Here is a 17073-nt window from a genome sequence, read left to right as displayed (position 1 = left end):
ATATAGCTTTTATTCATGCTTATTGATTCGACTTATTCCAATCCGCAAGAAATTTTTCGATACCTTGATCTGTTAATGGATGCTTCACAAGCTGACCAAGCACATTATATGGTACGGTAGCTATACTTGCTCCATGTAAAGCAGCATCCGTTACATGTAATGGATGTCTAATGCTCGCTGCTATAATCTCCGTGTTAATATTGTGACGATCAAAGATTTCCGAAATAGTTGCAATTAATTGCATCCCATCATGTCCAATATCATCTAGACGTCCTAAAAATGGTGATACATATGTAGCACCTGCTCTTGCAGCAAGTAGAGCTTGGTTTGCATTGAAAATTAGAGTAACATTCGTTTTTATGTTTAAATCACTAAACGCTTTTACTGCTTTTAGCCCTTCCAAAGTCATTGGTACCTTTACTGTGATGTTTGGTGCAATCGCAGCAAGCTCTTTCCCTTCTGCAATCATTCCAGCTGCATCTTCTGCAATAACCTCTGCACTAACGGATCCTTCTGTCACTTCAGCAGTAATCTCTCTTAAGCGATCATGAAAGGATACTCCTTCTTTTGCAACTAGGCTTGGATTTGTTGTAACCCCTGCCAAAATTCCTAATTCGTTTGCGGAACGAATCTCTTCAATATTTGCAGTATCAATAAAGAACTTCATCTATTCTACCTCCCCGAATAATTGATAAGCATTATTTACAGAAAGCCCTGCCAGATTAGCTATTATACATATATGCATAGCCGTTAAAATCTGGTAGGGCATTCCTACTTTACATGTTAAGCTTGATTAGAAGAACCAAATTCACGCATTTTACCGATTACGGTTTGTTTAATTGCCTCTGTACCTGGTCCTAAGTATTTACGTGGATCATAAAGATCAGGTTTGGCATTTAATGCTTCACGTACAGCTTTTGCTTGTGCCATTTGATTTTCTGTATTTACATTAATTTTAGCAGTACCTAACGATACAGCTTTTTGAATATCCTTTGTTGGGATACCAGTACCACCGTGTAATACTAATGGAACTTGTGTTAAGTTTAAGATTTCTTCCATTTCTTTAAAACCTAAATTTGGTTCACCTTGGTATGGTCCATGTACAGAACCAAGTGCAGGTGCCAAGCAGTCAATTCCAGCTTCTTTTACAAGACGTAGGCATTCCTGTGCATCTGCATAGTTAATACCACCGATAACACCGTCTTCTTCTCCGCCTACAGTTCCTACTTCTGCCTCAACCGATACACCGTGAATATGAGCTAGCTCTACAACTTTTTTCGTTAGCGCAATATTTTCATCAATTGATGAATGTGATGCATCAATCATGACAGATGTAAACCCTGCATGGATTGCTTGTGCACATTTTTCAAAGCTTGAACCATGGTCTAAATGAATAGCTACTGGTACTGTTGTACCGTACTCTTCCATTTGAGCTTTAACCATTGCGACTACAACTTTGAAGCCGCCCATGTATTTTGCAGCACCTTCCGAAACTCCAAGAATTACTGGAGATTTCTCTTCTTCAGCTGCTTGCAGGATAGCTTGTATGTACTCCAAGTTATTTATATTGAATTGTCCAACTGCATAGCCGTTATTTTTACCTTGTTCTAGCATCTCTTTCATGGATACTAATGGCATTTGATTTCCTCCTTCGATGATGAATGTGACATCTATTCGTTATTGTTTACTTACTATATTAGAATACCAAAGTCAAATGCCAAGGTGCAAGGTAATAGAGCTAAAGTTAATACTCGCATACTTTTTAAAAAATTTAATTAATTATGCCAATAATTGATTAACAAATTCTCTTACTTCTAGAACATTAAATGGCTTTGACAAGACTTTCTTTACAATTGGAAAAGTAATAATTTCATCTTTTATGTTTTCAACTAATCCACTCATGACAATAGTGGGAATGTCAATCTTCTCTCTCTCTAATTGTTTTAATACTTCTATTCCGTCTAAAATCGGTAGCTTATAATCCATAATTAAAAGGTCAATCGTATGTACTTGTAATAAATCCAGCGCTTCTTTACCTGTCTGCGCCGTATAAACCCCATGGCCTTCGCTTCCCAAGAGGTCTTCTAATAGTAAGCGGATACCCACTTCGTCATCTACAATCAATATTTTCTTTTCCATTTTATGACAATATCCCCCTTTATATTAACTAATTCGATATAAAGCACAAAATACCCTTCTTTTTAACGAACATTTTATAATAAGAATTAGTAAATAAGTAGTATGACCTTTCTTTATACCCGATTGTCAACAAGATGAAACTATATAGTTGAATATATCAAAAAAGTCGCGAATCGTACCTATTAAGGTGAAATTCGCGACTTTATTACCATATATTTTTTTAGCAGATAATTTATTTATGGTTATTTTGTTCTACTGCTGCTCCAATAAATCCTTTAAATAAGCTTTGTGGCCTAGTTGGACGAGATGTAAATTCAGGGTGGAATTGGCTTGCAACAAACCAAGGATGATCTTCAATTTCAATTGTTTCCACCAAACGACCATCTGGGCTTGTTCCGGAGAAAATAAATCCGTTTGCTTCCATTTGCTCACGATATTCATTATTGAACTCATAGCGATGACGATGACGTTCCTCTACAATAGATGCTCCATCATAAGCAGCTTTTGTTTTTGTACCGTCCTTTAGCTTACAAGGGTATAACCCTAATCGAAGTGTGCCACCCAAGTTCTCAATATCTTTTTGTTCCGGCAATAAATCGATTATTGGATGTGTTGTAGTTGGATTGATTTCTGCTGAATGTGCATCCGCATAGCCAAGTACGTTTCGAGCAAATTCAACGGTTGCTAATTGCATCCCTAAGCAAATACCAAGGAAAGGAATTTTATTTTCACGAGCAAAACGAATCGCTTCGATTTTTCCTTCAATTCCACGATCACCAAAACCACCAGGTACGAGAACACCATCTACATGTGTTAGCTTTTCCCTAATCGTAGCTGTATCCATCTTTTCAGAATTTATCCAGTGAACCTGAATATCGGCATCATACGCATACCCAGCATGTTTTAATGATTCAACAACTGAAATATAGGCATCTTGTAGCTCCACATATTTACCTACTAACCCAATGTGGATTTTCTTGGATAGATTACATACACGATCTACTAACGCTTTCCATTCTCCCATATCAGCCGGTTCTGTATCTATTCCAAAATGCTCACATACCAGCTGATCTAGGCGTTGATCCTGCAGTGCTAAAGGAACTTGATATAAATTATCGGCATCACGCATTTCAATTACTGCTTCTTCTCGAATATCACAGAATAGGGCAATTTTATCCTTCATATCCTGACTAATTTCATGCTCGGTTCTGAGGACAACTGCATCAGGCTGAATACCTAATGAACGTAGTTCTTTTACACTATGCTGGGTTGGTTTTGTCTTCAATTCACCGGCTGCTTTGATGTATGGTACCAGTGTACAATGGACATACATCACATTACGCTTACCAATATCACTTTTCACTTGTCGAATTGCCTCGAGAAATGGCAGTGATTCAATATCGCCGACAGTTCCTCCAATTTCAGTAATAACAACATCTGCACCTGTTGCTTCACTAGCACGAAATACTTGATCCTTTATTTCATTGGTAATATGGGGGATAACCTGTACGGTGCCACCTAAGTAGTCTCCACGACGTTCTTTACGAATAACATTGGAGTAGACTTTACCAGTTGTAATATTGCTATATTTATTTAAATTAATGTCAATAAAGCGTTCATAATGCCCTAAATCAAGGTCTGTTTCTGCACCGTCATCCGTTACAAACACTTCACCATGTTGATACGGGCTCATTGTTCCTGGATCCACATTTATATATGGATCAAACTTTTGAATCGTAACCTTTAATCCACGATTCTTTAATAACCTTCCTAATGATGCTGCTGTAATTCCTTTTCCTAAAGATGACACTACGCCACCTGTGACAAAAATATACTTAGCCACGATTATCCCTCTTTCTATTCATGATAATTAACTAATGAGAACGACCACTGTTTGTATTAGTTTGTGCACAATCCTCTATAAGAATCATAGAAATGAAAAACTCCCCAGTGGTATAAATCACTAGAGGATTGATTCCCAATAAAAGCTTGTATAAAACACAAAAAGCGCCTCCCCAATTAGGGGAAACGCTTTGAATAAATAAATTTAAAGAGCCCAATATAAATTGTACTCACCTGCCCAATAAAAGTCAAGCAGTCATTCTTTATTTTTCTTCTTCAAGGTCGTCGTCCATTTCATCTTCATCGATTTCATTTAAATCATCTAAATCATCTTCAACGTCTTCGTCTTCGTCATCATCATCGAAGCCATCGAAGTCGTCATCCTCTAATTCATCAAAATCTTCGTCTTCATCATCATCTAGTTCATCAAAATCAACATCTAACTCTTCTTCATCTTCATCATCAAGACCAAGATCTAAATCATCCTCTTCGATATCAAGATCATCATCTTCAGTCTTCTTCTTCACTTTTTTCTTCTTCTTTGGTTCATTATGGATATCTTCATCCATTTGTTCAACAGGGTACCAGCGTTTTAGCCCCCACATATTTGATCCGAGTGTAATAAATCTTCCATCCACATTTAAGTCTGTGTAAAACTGTGCTAGCGCATCGTCTTTTTGCTCATCTGTGAAGTCTTTTAGCTCGGCAATTTTATTGAAAACATCTCTAAAATCTAAAGCCTTCTTTTCTTCTGTCATAATTTCTTTTGCCAATTCTAACATTGACATACTTTTGATTTCCTCGCGGCTAAGATTATCCAAGCTCACAATACCGCACTCCCTTTTCATTAGTTATACTGGCGATAAGCCTCATTTCTATTAAAAGTTAATTCCTCAAAGGAGGATTTACTCTTGATGATGTAAAAACAAACATTCAACTGTTTATGTATACGTGTTCTTTAAAAAGCATAAAGCCTATCATTCATTATAAACAAATCATAATGAATTATGCTATCAAAAAGCATAAATGAAATCAACCTTTATTATAATATATAAAAGTTGAGAGGACAGCCGTCTTCTCAACTTTTACATTTCATACGCTATCACTTTCGCATCATTAATTCATGTGCTGTTGCATCGTGAAGGAAAGCTACTATGGAACTTCTTTGAAACTTTGGAAGCGTAACTGTAGTCCATTGACTTCCTTCACCATTATATCTACATATTCCTTCTGTACTGACCGCCTACTTGGTAGAGGGCATTTGTGATTTGTCCTAGACTAGCAACCTTTACCGTCTCCATCAATTCCTCAAAGATATTCCCGCCTGAAGCAGCTGTTTCTTTTAAACGTTCCAAAGCAGCCTCCGCTTTATCCGCATGCTGTTCCTGGAAATTCTTCAATTCGGTAATTTGATGTTCCTTTTCTTCCTTTGTCGCACGTGCTAACTCCATAGAATCAATTTCTTCTTCTGAAGGAGGATTAGGATTAAGGTATGTGTTTACACCAATAATCGGTAATTCACCTGAATGCTTTTTCCCTTCATAATAAAGTGATTCCTCTTGAATTTTCCCACGCTGATATTGACGTTCCATTGCACCTAACACGCCACCACGATCATTGATACGCTCAAATTCCTGTAAAACCGCTTCCTCTACTAGGTCTGTTAGTTCTTCCACTATAAAAGATCCTTGTAGGGAGTTTTCATTCTTCGTTAATCCGAATTCACGATTAATAATCATCTGAATTGCCATGGCACGACGAACCGACTCTTCTGTTGGCGTCGTAATCGCCTCATCATAAGCATTCGTATGGAGTGAATTTGTATTATCTTGAATCGCAATTAATGCTTGTAGTGTTGTACGAATATCATTAAAATCAATTTCCTGCGCATGTAAGGAACGCCCAGATGTTTGAATGTGATATTTCAGCTTCTGACTTCGCTCATTCGCACCATATTTATCGCGCATGGTAATTGCCCATATACGTCTTGCCACTCGACCAATTACCGTATATTCAGGATCAAGTCCATTCGAGAAAAAGAAGGATAAGTTCGGTGCGAATTTATTGATATCCATTCCACGGCTTAGGTAGTACTCCACATACGTAAAGCCATTAGCTAGTGTAAATGCAAGCTGTGTAATTGGATTTGCACCAGCTTCTGCTATATGGTATCCAGATATGGAAACCGAATAATAATTACGGACATTTTTATCGATAAAGTATTGTTGAATATCACCCATCATTCGCAAAGCAAATTCGGTGGAGAAAATACAAGTATTCTGACCTTGATCCTCTTTTAATATATCCGCCTGAACGGTTCCACGAACAACTGATAACGTTTCTGCTTTAATTCTTTTGTACTCTTCATCTGAAGGCTGACGTCCATTCTCTTGCTTGAATTCTTCTACTTGCTGATCAATTGCTGTATTAAAATACATCGCTAATATGATTGGCGCAGGACCATTAATAGTCATGGATACGGAGGTTTTTGGATCCGTTAAATCAAAGCCACTGTAAAGCTTTTTCATATCCACTAGCGTACATATGTTAACGCCACTTTCACCGATCTTCCCATAAATATCTGGTCGATAAGCCGGGTCTTCTCCATAAAGAGTTACGGAGTCAAAGGCAGTCGATAAACGTTTAGCATCTTCATTTTTCGATAGATAATGAAAACGACGATTGGTGCGTTCGGGTGTTCCCTCTCCAGCAAATTGACGAGTAGGATCTTCACCCTTTCGTTTAAATGGAAATACCCCCGCTGTAAATGGAAATGCTCCAGGGACATTTTCCTTCAGTAACCAAAGTAAACGATCACCCCAGTCCATATATTTTGGAAATGCGACCTTTGGAATTTTTACGCCAGCTAATGATTCAGTCGTAATATCCATTTCAATTTCTTTATCACGAACTTTAAAGGTCATCGTATCTTGTGCATATGCCTGTTTCGTAATATCCCATGATTCAAGTAGCTTTTTCGCATTTGGATGCAAATTGAATTCATAGGCTTCGTATGCTTTTCTTAATGGTTCCTTTGTAGACTCATCTTCTACAACTTCGATTGCACCGTCTAGTTGATAAAGTCTTCTAGCAGTACCACTCTGTTCTATAGCCTGCTTATGATAGCTTCTTATATAGCTTGCAATCTCTCGTAAGTAATGGCGACGTTCATTGGTAATAATTAGATTTTGCTTTTCAGAGATAACATGCCTCTCGAAGTCAACTGACTCATTCCAGCTATACTGTTCGTTGATTTTATCAACTAATGCTGCGAATAAGGCATTAGTACCGGTGTCATTGAATTGACTAGCTATTGTTCCAAATACCGGAAACGTTTTGTTATCATGGTGAAATAGCATATGACTACGTTCATATTGCTTTCGAACTTGATTTAATGCATCCTCAGATCCCTTTTGTTCGAATTTATTGATGACAATAAAATCAGCGAAATCAATCATATCAATTTTCTCTAATTGGGTAGGCGCACCAAATTCAGAGGTCATTACATACATCGAAAGGTCGGTTACCTCTGTAATCGCTGCATCCCCTTGACCAATACCACTTGTTTCAACAATAATAAAATCAAACCCAGATGCTCGAACAACCTTAATAACATCACTTATTGCCTTTGAGAGCTCGCTTCTTGAGTCCCTTGTAGCAAGCGAACGCATGTAAACACGATCTGAGAAGATAGCATTCATACGAATACGATCTCCGAGTAATGCCCCTCCAGTTTTCCGCTTCGTAGGGTCAATCGAGATAATTGCAATCTTTCTATCTGGAATAATATTAATAAACCTACGAATTAATTCATCTGTTAAAGAGCTTTTTCCAGCTCCACCTGTCCCGGTAATCCCAAGTACGGGAACAGTGTTTTCAGTATGATTTTGAATTGCTTCCATTACTTTATGCTTTTCTTCATCACTTACTTTATCATTCTCTACATAAGTTATCATTCTAGCAATTGCTTGGCGATCCCCTTCAATCAGCTTCGCTATTTGCTTATCATAATCAAAAGGAGGTAAATAATCACATTGCTCAATCATGAAATTTATCATCCCTTGAAGGCCTAACTCACGCCCATCATCTGGTGAGAAAATTCTAGTTACACCATATTGATGAAGTTCTTTTATTTCACGGGGAATGATAACACCACCGCCGCCTCCAAATACTTTTATATGGTCTGCACCAAGCTCTTTTAATAGATCAATCATATACTTAAAGTACTCCACATGCCCACCTTGATAGGAAGAAATTGCTATTCCTTGCGCATCCTCCTGAATAGCGGCATGAACGACTTCTTCAACAGATCTATTATGACCAAGATGGATAACTTCAGCACCACTAGACTGTAGAATTCGACGCATAATGTTTATGGAAGCATCGTGACCATCAAACAAACTAGATGCGGTTACAAAGCGAACCGGATGCTTTGCTTTATATGACGTTACTTGTACCATCATCAACCCTCCAATTCAATTCTTCAGCATTTATTCCCATTGCACGTAACATAAAACTTAATTGCCTATCAATATATTCCTCGAGTGTAAATTCCTTCTGTAACATCCATCTACGAAATCCCCACATATGGCCTTCAATTAAAATATTATTGGCAAGTAAAGTCGTATCCTGCTTTGGTAAACGATGTGGAAGACATGCAATAATTGCTTTCTCCAGCATCAAAGCCATGTCTCGCTCTTTCTGTAATACATAACCTCTAGTCTCTTTACTGAGGGACTTTGCTTCTTGATACAAAATCAAGATTTCTTCCTGCATATCATCCATTAAATGAAAGTAGGAAGTAATGAGGTTGCATAAATTTTTTACGGATGGTTGTTTCAAATCAACAACCGCTTCTAAGCGTTTTAATACTTCGCCATGAATCGAATCACAAACGAGATACAGCACATCCTCTTTTGTTCGAATATATTCATACAAAGTACCAATGCTAAAACCGGACTCCTTCGCTATCTCCCTAGTTGTCGTACGATGGAATCCCTTTTCCTTAAAAAGTGTTAAGGCTCCTTTGATCATTTGATCACGGCGCTTCTTAATTAATTCCTCATCTTTTACAGAAGAAAGTACCTTGTTTTCTTTCACATGGCTATCTCCCTTCTCTTTTCCATTTTTTGTACCAATCACTTGCTACCCTATAGGGATCAAGATTCTCATGTCGTTTCGGATATTCTGGATGTGCTTGAACAAATTGAGATACATCCCGCCAAATTTCCTCTCGAATTAACTCCAGCACTTCTAATTGCATTTGCATATTACGGCGATTCTCTCCCTCATCAGTGCTATACAAATACTGATGATGTGCTTTCATTTTTTCCCACAGGACATCCATTCCTTGGTTTTCAGTTGAAACTGTTTTTACAATTGCGGTTTCATGTAGTTCTGATTTGGTCATATGAACTAATTCACGGAGTAACGCCTTCAGTTTCCCTACCCCTGGCAAATCCGCTTTATTAATGACAAACAAATCCGCAATTTCCATAATTCCTGCTTTAAATATTTGTAAGACATCACCACTATTGGGAGTCAGGACAACTGCTGTTGTATCAACAATCTTCATAATATCCAGCTCAGATTGCCCAACCCCAACAGTTTCAACAATAATGACGTCAAATCCGAATGCATCACAGATACGAATAGCGTCCTTCGTTGCACGTGCAAGACCACCAAGACTTCCACGAGTTGCCATACTTCGTATATAAACCCCGTCATCAGTAAAATGCTCATTCATTCGAACACGGTCGCCTAGAAGTGCTCCACCACTAAATGGACTTGTAGGATCAACTGCAATAACCGCAACTGTTTTCCCTTCTGCCCTAATATGAGAGATTAGCCGATTCACAAGTGAACTTTTTCCTGCCCCAGGAGAACCGGTTAGGCCGATGTACATGCCATTCCCTTTAATGGCATATACATCCTGCATAATCGTTAATTTTTCAGCATGGTCGTTTTCCACAAGTGTTATAGCTTTTGCTAATGCTCGTACGTCTTTTCTAGCAATCCGTTCCACTAACTGATGCATCCCGGACATCCTTTCTACTTCGTTAACATTCTTCCAATTACAAGTCGTTGAATCTCCTGTGTTCCTTCGTAGATTTGCGTGATTTTAGCATCACGCATATATCGTTCTACTGGATAGTCCTTTGTATAGCCGTAGCCGCCAAACACCTGAACCGCTTCTACAGTAATACGCATTGCTGCATCTCCTGCAAACAGTTTCGACATTGCGGACGCCTTCCCATAAGGAAGCCCCTCAGATTCTAGCCATGCTGCTTGATAGGTTAATAGTCTTGCTGCTTCCACTTCTGTTGCCATATCTGCTAGCTTGAAGGATATCCCTTGATTATTAGCGATTGGCTTACCAAACTGTTCGCGTTCTTTCGCATAGTTTACCGCTGCATCTAAGGCACCTTGTGCAATTCCAACAGCCTGAGCTGCTATTCCATTGCGCCCTCCGTCAAGGGTAGACATGGCAATCTTAAACCCATCGCCTTCGTTACCTAATAGGTTCTCCTTTGGCACACGGCAATTTTCAAAAATTAACTCGGTTGTCGGTGAAGAACGAATACCCAGCTTTTTCTCTTTTTTACCGAATGTAAATCCTTCTGTACCTTTCTCTACAATAAAGGCACTTATCCCTTTATGACGTGCATCATGGTCAGTTTTGGCAAATACAACATATATATCTGCCACCCCACCATTTGTTATCCACACTTTACTGCCATTTAGGATATAATGATCTCCATCTAATTTGGCTGATGTTCTCATGGAAGCAACATCACTACCAGCACCTGGCTCTGACAATGCATAAGCTCCTAATGCTTCTCCAGTGGCGAGTCGATATAAGAAGTTCTTCTTTTGTTCCTCATTACCATACTTATAAATAGGCCAACTTGCTAAGGATAGATGTGCTGATAAAGTTACCCCTGTTGATGCGCAAACACGAGACAATTCCTCTACTGCAATAACATAACTCACATAGTCTGAGCCAATACCACCATACTCTTCTGGCCATGGAATACCAGTTAATCCTAATTCAGCCATCTTATCGAAAATCTTTCTGTCAAAGCGCTCTTCCTCATCACGCTCTGCTGCAGTTGGCTCCACTTCTTTCTTAGCAAAATCCTGTACCATTTTTCTTAGCATTTCTTGTTCTTCTGTTAATTGAAAATTCATCTATCTCGCCTCCTAGGCTTTTAGTAAATTGTTTGAAATAACCAAGTGCTGAATTTCATTCGTTCCTTCGTATATTTGTGTGATTTTGGCATCACGAAATAGCCTTTGAACAGGATAGTCTTCTGTGTAGCCATAGCCACCAAAGATTTGTACAGCTTCAATAGCAGTCTTCATTGCTGTATTCGAAGCATACATCTTTGCCATAGATGCTTCCTTCGCACATGGAATACCCCGTTCTATCATCGAAGCAGCACGATAGACTAATAGCTTTGCAGCTTCAACCACTGTTCCCATATCCGCTAGCTTAAAGGAAATCCCTTGATTAGTTGCAATCGGCTTACCAAATTGTTCTCTTTCCTTGGCATAATTGGTCGCATATTCTAATGCCGCTTCCGCAATACCAAGAGCCTGAGCTGCAATTCCAACTCTTCCTTTGTTTAAATTTGCCATAGCGATTTTAAAGCCATCGCCTTCATTACCTAACAACTGTTTTACTGGCACCTTACACTGATCAAATGTAATCTGGACAGTACTCGAGCCATGTAAGCCCATTTTCTTTTCTTGTTTTCCTATAATGAATCCTTCTGTGTCTTTTTCAATAATAAAGGCACTCATCCCATTTTCAGATGCATCGGTTTTCGCAAACGTAATATATACATCTGCAATGCCTCCATTTGTAATAAACACTTTCGATCCATTTAGAATATAATAATCGCCATCTCTTTTTGCTGTTGTCTTTATATTTTTGGCATCTGATCCAGCTCCAGGCTCCGTTAATGCAAATGCACCTAGGTATTCACCTGTCGCAAGCCTTGGAACATACTTTTCTTTTTGTTCTTCTGTTCCAAAAAACAAAATTGGGTTCGTGCCGACAGAGGTATGAACGGATAAAATAACTCCTAGTGTAGCACTTACCTTTGCCAATTCATGAATTGCTATGATATAAGATGTATAATCCATGCCTGCGCCCTGATATTTCTCCGGGATTGGGATACCCATAATCCCCAGATCACCCATTTTTTTCATGAGCTCGATTGGAAATCTCTCGGTACTTTCCATTCTTTCAACTTCTGGGAGAACCTCTTTTTGAGCAAAGTCCTGAACCATTTTACGCATCATCTGCTGCTCTTCCGTAAATTGAAAATGCATTGTGTTTCCCCCTATCTTCGGTGTGAACTAGTCGTACTGATAAAAGCCTCTTCCAGATTTTTTACCTAGCCAACCTGCTTTTACATACTTTCGCAATAATGGACAAGGTCTATATTTACTATCTGCAAATCCTTCATGGAGAACCTCCATAATGTATAGGCATGTATCTAATCCAATAAAATCAGCTAGCTGTAATGGTCCCATTGGATGATTCATACCAAGCTTCATGACGGTATCGATGTCTTTAGGTGAAGCCACTCCTTCATAGAGGGTATAAATCGCTTCATTAATCATTGGCATTAAAATGCGATTCGAAACAAATCCGGGGAAATCATTCACTTCAACTGGCGTCTTTTGCAGTTGATGTGTCATATCTTCAATAGTTTGATAGGTTTCATCACTGGTTTGCAACCCACGAATAATTTCTACTAGTTTCATAACCGGTACCGGATTCATGAAATGCATCCCTATAACTTGCTCCGGTCTATTGGTAGCGCTTGCAATTTCCGTAATTGGAAGAGAAGAAGTATTGGAAGCAAGAATTGCATGTTTTGGTGTAATCGTATCAAGTTGCTTAAATACACTTGTTTTAACATCCATATTTTCCACTACCGCTTCAATCACTAAGTCACAAAGCTTGGCATCTTCTAAATTCGTTGACGGAGTTAAGCGATTAAGCGTCTCTGCTTTGCCTTCCTCTGTCAATCGACCTTTATCAACGGCTCTAGTTAAAAGCTTTTCAATCGTATTGATTCCTTTTGCTAATGCTTTGTCATCCCTGTCGTTTAAATAGACATGAAAGCCTGATTGTGCAAAAACCTGGGCAATTCCAGATCCCATTTGCCCAGCACCGATTACCATTACGTTTTTTATTGTCATCGACTATCCCCCCTGAAAGATTTAGATTCGTAAATTAAGAATTAACCAAAAAACTTACGAGCACGGGGTCGTTCATCCGAATCTCAAACTCCCCCGTGCCGCTTAAATTTTCTTACTCACCAGGCACTTCAACTAATATTGCATCTCCTTGACCACCGCCACTACAGATAGCAGCAATACCTAGTCCTCCGCCACGACGTTGTAGCTCATGGATTAATGTTAAGATAATTCGTGATCCACTTGCACCAATTGGATGCCCAAGTGCAACCGCTCCACCATTTACATTAACTTTCTCTGGGTCTAAATCAGCAATTACACTGCTTGCTAAAGAGACTGCAGAAAATGCTTCATTGATTTCATATAAAGCAATATCATCTTTTGTATATCCTGTTTTTTCTAGTAACGTATTAATAACAATACCAGGTGTCTTTGGAAAGTCCTTCGCTTCAACTGCAACCTCTGCATGACCAACAATCGTTGCAAGTGGTTTTTTTCCTAAACTTACAGCTTTTTCATCAGACATCACAACAAATGCACATGCTCCATCATTTACCCCTGGTGCATTTCCTGCTGTAATCGTACCATTGGGATCAAATGCTGGTCGAAGCTTCGCTAACACTTCTAAACTCGTATCTTTTCTCGGAGCTTCGTCGGTATCGACAACAATTGGATCCCCTTTACGTTGTTGAATTTCAACAGGTACAATTTCTTCTGAAAATTTACCTTCTTCCATCGCTGCAATTGCTCGCATATGGCTACGGTATGCCCATTCGTCTTGAGCTTCTCTCGTTAATTCGAATTCATCTGCAGTGGAGTTCCCGTAGTTACCCATGTGCACACCCGTGAAGGAACACGTCAATCCGTCATGGACCAGCATATCCACTACACGTTTATCGCCCATACGATTTCCCCAACGTGCATCTGGTAAGAAATACGGTGCATTGCTCATGCTTTCCATACCACCAGCAACAATCACTTCTTCGTCTCCTGAACGAATTAATAGATCTGCTAATGTTACACTTCGTAACCCGGAAGCACATACCTTATTGATGGTTTCTGTTTTAACCTCCCATGGTAGTCCTGCTTCACGCGCAGCTTGACGAGATGGAAGCTGACCCTGACCACCTTGGAGCACATTCCCCATAATGACTTCATTAACCTCATCCCCGGAAATACCAGCACGCTTTACTGCTTCTGCAATTGCCTTTCCACCTAATTGAGATGCTGTTAACGGTTTTAAAGCACCACCAAATTTTCCAAATGGCGTTCTAGCTCCAGAAACAATGACAGATTTTTTCATATTATAAAGTCCTCCTCTAACAATAATTTATATTTATGATAAATTTCATGACGTAACTTGATTGAACGCTCGCTCAGTTTATGTGTTAAAAGCATGGCATTCACGTTGATGCGAATGCCTTTAATTATTATGTGTAAGAAGGGGCTGGGACAAAAGTATTTTTAGCAAGGAAAAAACGAACAATTATAGCTAGTGCATATTTCCGGATCTAGTTTAGTTTATCGTTCGGCTTTTCAGAATTCCCTATTAGTTTTGTCCCTTCCTCTTCATTTCTAATTATGCTGTCTTTACTTCCTCTTCAACTAAAACGGATAATGCTAGAATTTCGGCAACATCCATTGTATTAATATCCTCTTCTACCTCTTTTGCTTTTGTACCATCGCTTAGCATGGTTAAACAATATGGACACGCACTTGAAATAACAGATGGAGAAACCGCTAGAGCTTGCTCTGTTCTCGCTATATTCACACGGTTACCTGTCGTTTCTTCTGTCCACATTAATCCTCCACCAGCACCACAGCACATCGCATTTTCACGGCTACGATCCATTTCAACAAGCTCAAGCCCAGGAATGGCTTTAAGGATTTCTCGTGGCGGATCATATACGCCATTATATCTCCCTAGATAACAAGAGTCATGGAAGGTTAATTTCTCATTGATTGCTTTAGTAGGCTTAAGTTTGCCTTCCATTACTAGATCATAAAGTAATTGTGTATGATGATATACCTCAGCCTCATAGCCGAAATCAGGGTATTCATTCTTAAAAATATTGTATGCGTGTGGATCAATGGTTACGATTTTCTTCACGTCATTCTTTTCAAATTCTTTAATGTTTTTCTCTGCAATTTCTTGGAATAAAAATTCATTTCCAATTCGTCTTGCCGTATCACCTGAATTAGCCTCTTTATTACCGAGTATTGCAAAGCTAATGCCAGCTTGATTCATCAATTTTGCAAAAGCAATCGCAATCTTTTGGCTTCGGCTATCAAATGATCCCATCGAGCTTACCCAGAAAAGATATTCGAAATCTTTTTCTTCTTTTTTCAATTCCTTCACAGTTGGAATATAAGCAGACTCATCGATTTCACGCCATTTAATGCGATCCTTCTTCGATAGCCCCCATGGATTTCCTTGACGCTCAATATTCATGACAGCACGTTGAACATCTGCATCCATCTTTCCTTCTGTCATGACTAGGTAACGTCTTAAATCAATTATTTTATCTACATGTTCATTCATAACCGGACATGCTTCTTCACAGTTGCGGCATGTTGTACAGGCATTAATCTCTTCCTCTGTAATAACATCGCCAATTAGACTAATCGTCTCCACTGTAGCTGCGGCTTCATCACGAGTTGATCTTGCTAATCGATTACCTTGTGTATTCGAAAATGCATAGGCTGGTACCCATGGCGATTTGCCTGTGACAGCAGCACCCTTTTCTGTTAAGTGGTCACGGATTTTCACCATTAAATCCATTGGTGATAGCATTTTACCAGTTGTTGCTGCAGGACAAACATCCGTACAACGACCACATTCAACACAAGCATAAAAATCAATCATTTGAACTTGTTCAAAGTCTTCTACTTTTCCAACACCAAATGATACTTCCTCTTCACTTTCCTCATCAATCTCAAAATCAAGCTTTTTCAATTTACCAGGCACTCGCTTGCTCAAAAACACATTGATTGGAGCAGCAATAAGGTGCGCATGCTTGGATTGTGGTACATATACTAGGAATGTTAATAATGTCAGGTTATGAATCCACCATGCTACGAAAAACACAGCCATCGCAGCAGTTGGTGATAAAAAGCCAAACACTCCAGCTATTAAACTAGCAATCGGTTCTGTCCAAGTTCCCGGTTCACCATGCCAGATTAATGCCATACCATTCCCTAATAATACGGATAACATTAATGTTCCAATAAATAATAACACTAACCCTGCCTTAAAACCACGCTTAAGTCGGACAAGCTTCTCAATATAACGGCGATAAAAAGCCCAGATAACAGCTACTAATATTGTTAAGGTGACAATCTCCTGAAAAAAAGTAAAACCAGGATATAAGAAGCCAAATGGTAAATGGTTACCTGGAGATATACCCCTCACAATAAAATCGATCGCGCCAAACTGAACGAGAATAAATCCATAGAACATCATGACGTGAATCGCACCAGATTTTTTATCCTTTAATAGCTTCGATTGCCCAAATACAATTTTAATAATCCGGTTTACGCGTTCCTTAATATCCCCATCAAACTCCGATTTTTTTCCTAACCTAATATAGGCAACTCTTGTTGCTATTACTCTAGCAAACAAATATAACCCATATAGTGTAATTCCAATAAAGAACAAGGTATTAACTAGTAAAAATACATCTTCCATCGGCTGTTCCTCCTGTCTGCTTGAAGTTCTTCCTCTGCTACTCTACTTACTATATTTCTCTCATAAAAACATCTTACAGTTAAAATGATAGCGATTCCATTTTTCTGAATAATAAAACACTACCTCATCTATTACTATAAATTATGAATGACTATTCAGTCAACCTGTTTTTTAATGGTAATTAGTCA

At 38.8% G+C, this 17073-nt stretch carries 13 protein-coding genes; all 13 read right to left on the bottom strand.

The annotated features are described in order from the left end of the window. Positions 1 to 19: 19 nt before the first annotated feature. The gene (gene fsa, locus ABC228_RS08695) at positions 20 to 667 is read right to left on the bottom strand and encodes a fructose-6-phosphate aldolase (protein ID WP_345824725.1); all 648 of its coding nucleotides are present in this window, start codon (positions 665 to 667) and stop codon (positions 20 to 22) included. Positions 668 to 783: 116 nt separating this feature from the next. Then, positions 784 to 1638: a class II fructose-1,6-bisphosphate aldolase gene (gene fba / locus ABC228_RS08690; RefSeq protein WP_345824724.1), complete on the bottom strand. Its 855-nt coding sequence runs from the start codon at positions 1636 to 1638 to the stop codon at positions 784 to 786. A gap of 141 nt (positions 1639 to 1779) precedes the next feature. After that, a complete protein-coding gene (locus tag ABC228_RS08685; protein WP_345824723.1) occupies positions 1780 to 2139 on the bottom strand; it encodes a response regulator in 360 nt (119 codons plus the stop codon). Between the two features lie 232 nt (positions 2140 to 2371). Next, positions 2372 to 3982 carry a CTP synthase gene (gene pyrG / locus ABC228_RS08680; RefSeq protein ID WP_345824722.1) on the bottom strand — a complete coding sequence of 537 codons (1611 nt, stop codon included), beginning with the start codon at positions 3980 to 3982 and terminating at the stop codon, positions 2372 to 2374. Positions 3983 to 4244: 262 nt separating this feature from the next. Continuing rightward, positions 4245 to 4769, bottom strand: coding sequence for a DNA-directed RNA polymerase subunit delta (gene rpoE / locus ABC228_RS08675; RefSeq protein WP_427902217.1), 525 nt, complete (start codon positions 4767 to 4769; stop codon positions 4245 to 4247). A 429-nt stretch (positions 4770 to 5198) separates the two neighbouring features. After that, the gene (icmF, locus tag ABC228_RS08670; protein ID WP_345824852.1) at positions 5199 to 8441 is read right to left on the bottom strand and encodes a fused isobutyryl-CoA mutase/GTPase IcmF; all 3243 of its coding nucleotides are present in this window, start codon (positions 8439 to 8441) and stop codon (positions 5199 to 5201) included. Beyond that, positions 8419 to 9081 (bottom strand): TetR/AcrR family transcriptional regulator, encoded by a 663-nt coding sequence (locus ABC228_RS08665; protein WP_345824720.1) that lies wholly within the window; start codon positions 9079 to 9081, stop codon positions 8419 to 8421. The genes icmF and ABC228_RS08665 overlap by 23 nt, the downstream gene beginning before the upstream one ends. A 4-nt stretch (positions 9082 to 9085) precedes the next feature. Further along, entirely contained in the window at positions 9086 to 10018 is a 933-nt protein-coding gene (gene meaB / locus ABC228_RS08660) for a methylmalonyl Co-A mutase-associated GTPase MeaB (RefSeq protein WP_345824719.1), read from the bottom strand. 14 nt (positions 10019 to 10032) lie between these two features. Continuing rightward, the gene (locus tag ABC228_RS08655) at positions 10033 to 11172 is read right to left on the bottom strand and encodes an acyl-CoA dehydrogenase (RefSeq protein ID WP_345824718.1); all 1140 of its coding nucleotides are present in this window, start codon (positions 11170 to 11172) and stop codon (positions 10033 to 10035) included. Between the two features lie 12 nt (positions 11173 to 11184). After that, positions 11185 to 12321: an acyl-CoA dehydrogenase gene (locus ABC228_RS08650; protein WP_345824717.1), complete on the bottom strand. Its 1137-nt coding sequence runs from the start codon at positions 12319 to 12321 to the stop codon at positions 11185 to 11187. Between the two features lie 27 nt (positions 12322 to 12348). Beyond that, positions 12349 to 13200: a 3-hydroxybutyryl-CoA dehydrogenase gene (locus ABC228_RS08645; RefSeq protein ID WP_345824716.1), complete on the bottom strand. Its 852-nt coding sequence runs from the start codon at positions 13198 to 13200 to the stop codon at positions 12349 to 12351. 112 nt (positions 13201 to 13312) lie between these two features. Further along, entirely contained in the window at positions 13313 to 14500 is a 1188-nt protein-coding gene (locus ABC228_RS08640) for an acetyl-CoA C-acetyltransferase (RefSeq protein WP_345824715.1), read from the bottom strand. A 276-nt stretch (positions 14501 to 14776) separates the two neighbouring features. Further along, positions 14777 to 16885, bottom strand: coding sequence for a (Fe-S)-binding protein (locus ABC228_RS08635; RefSeq protein ID WP_345824714.1), 2109 nt, complete (start codon positions 16883 to 16885; stop codon positions 14777 to 14779). Between the last annotated feature and the right edge of the window lie 188 nt (positions 16886 to 17073).

The sequence above is a fragment of the Ornithinibacillus xuwenensis genome, from assembly GCF_039614845.1.
GTDB classification, from domain to species: domain Bacteria; phylum Bacillota; class Bacilli; order Bacillales; family Amphibacillaceae; genus Ornithinibacillus; species Ornithinibacillus xuwenensis.
This window is presented reverse-complemented; position numbering and strand designations above follow the sequence as displayed.

Excerpts from the sequence above, each read along its gene's own strand:
- ABC228_RS08645 (WP_345824716.1), bottom strand. The coding sequence starts at position 13,200 with ATGACAATAAAAAACGTAATGGTAATCGGTGCTGGGCAAATGGGATCT.
- ABC228_RS08685 (WP_345824723.1), bottom strand. The coding sequence starts at position 2,139 with ATGGAAAAGAAAATATTGATTGTAGATGACGAAGTGGGTATCCGCTTA.
- icmF (WP_345824852.1), bottom strand. The coding sequence starts at position 8,441 with ATGGTACAAGTAACGTCATATAAAGCAAAGCATCCGGTTCGCTTTGTA.
- fsa (WP_345824725.1), bottom strand. The coding sequence starts at position 667 with ATGAAGTTCTTTATTGATACTGCAAATATTGAAGAGATTCGTTCCGCA.
- ABC228_RS08635 (WP_345824714.1), bottom strand. The coding sequence starts at position 16,885 with ATGGAAGATGTATTTTTACTAGTTAATACCTTGTTCTTTATTGGAATT.
- fba (WP_345824724.1), bottom strand. The coding sequence starts at position 1,638 with ATGCCATTAGTATCCATGAAAGAGATGCTAGAACAAGGTAAAAATAAC.
- rpoE (WP_427902217.1), bottom strand. The coding sequence starts at position 4,769 with ATGTCAATGTTAGAATTGGCAAAAGAAATTATGACAGAAGAAAAGAAG.
- ABC228_RS08655 (WP_345824718.1), bottom strand. The coding sequence starts at position 11,172 with ATGAATTTTCAATTAACAGAAGAACAAGAAATGCTAAGAAAAATGGTA.
- ABC228_RS08640 (WP_345824715.1), bottom strand. The coding sequence starts at position 14,500 with ATGAAAAAATCTGTCATTGTTTCTGGAGCTAGAACGCCATTTGGAAAA.
- meaB (WP_345824719.1), bottom strand. The coding sequence starts at position 10,018 with ATGCATCAGTTAGTGGAACGGATTGCTAGAAAAGACGTACGAGCATTA.
- ABC228_RS08650 (WP_345824717.1), bottom strand. The coding sequence starts at position 12,321 with ATGCATTTTCAATTTACGGAAGAGCAGCAGATGATGCGTAAAATGGTT.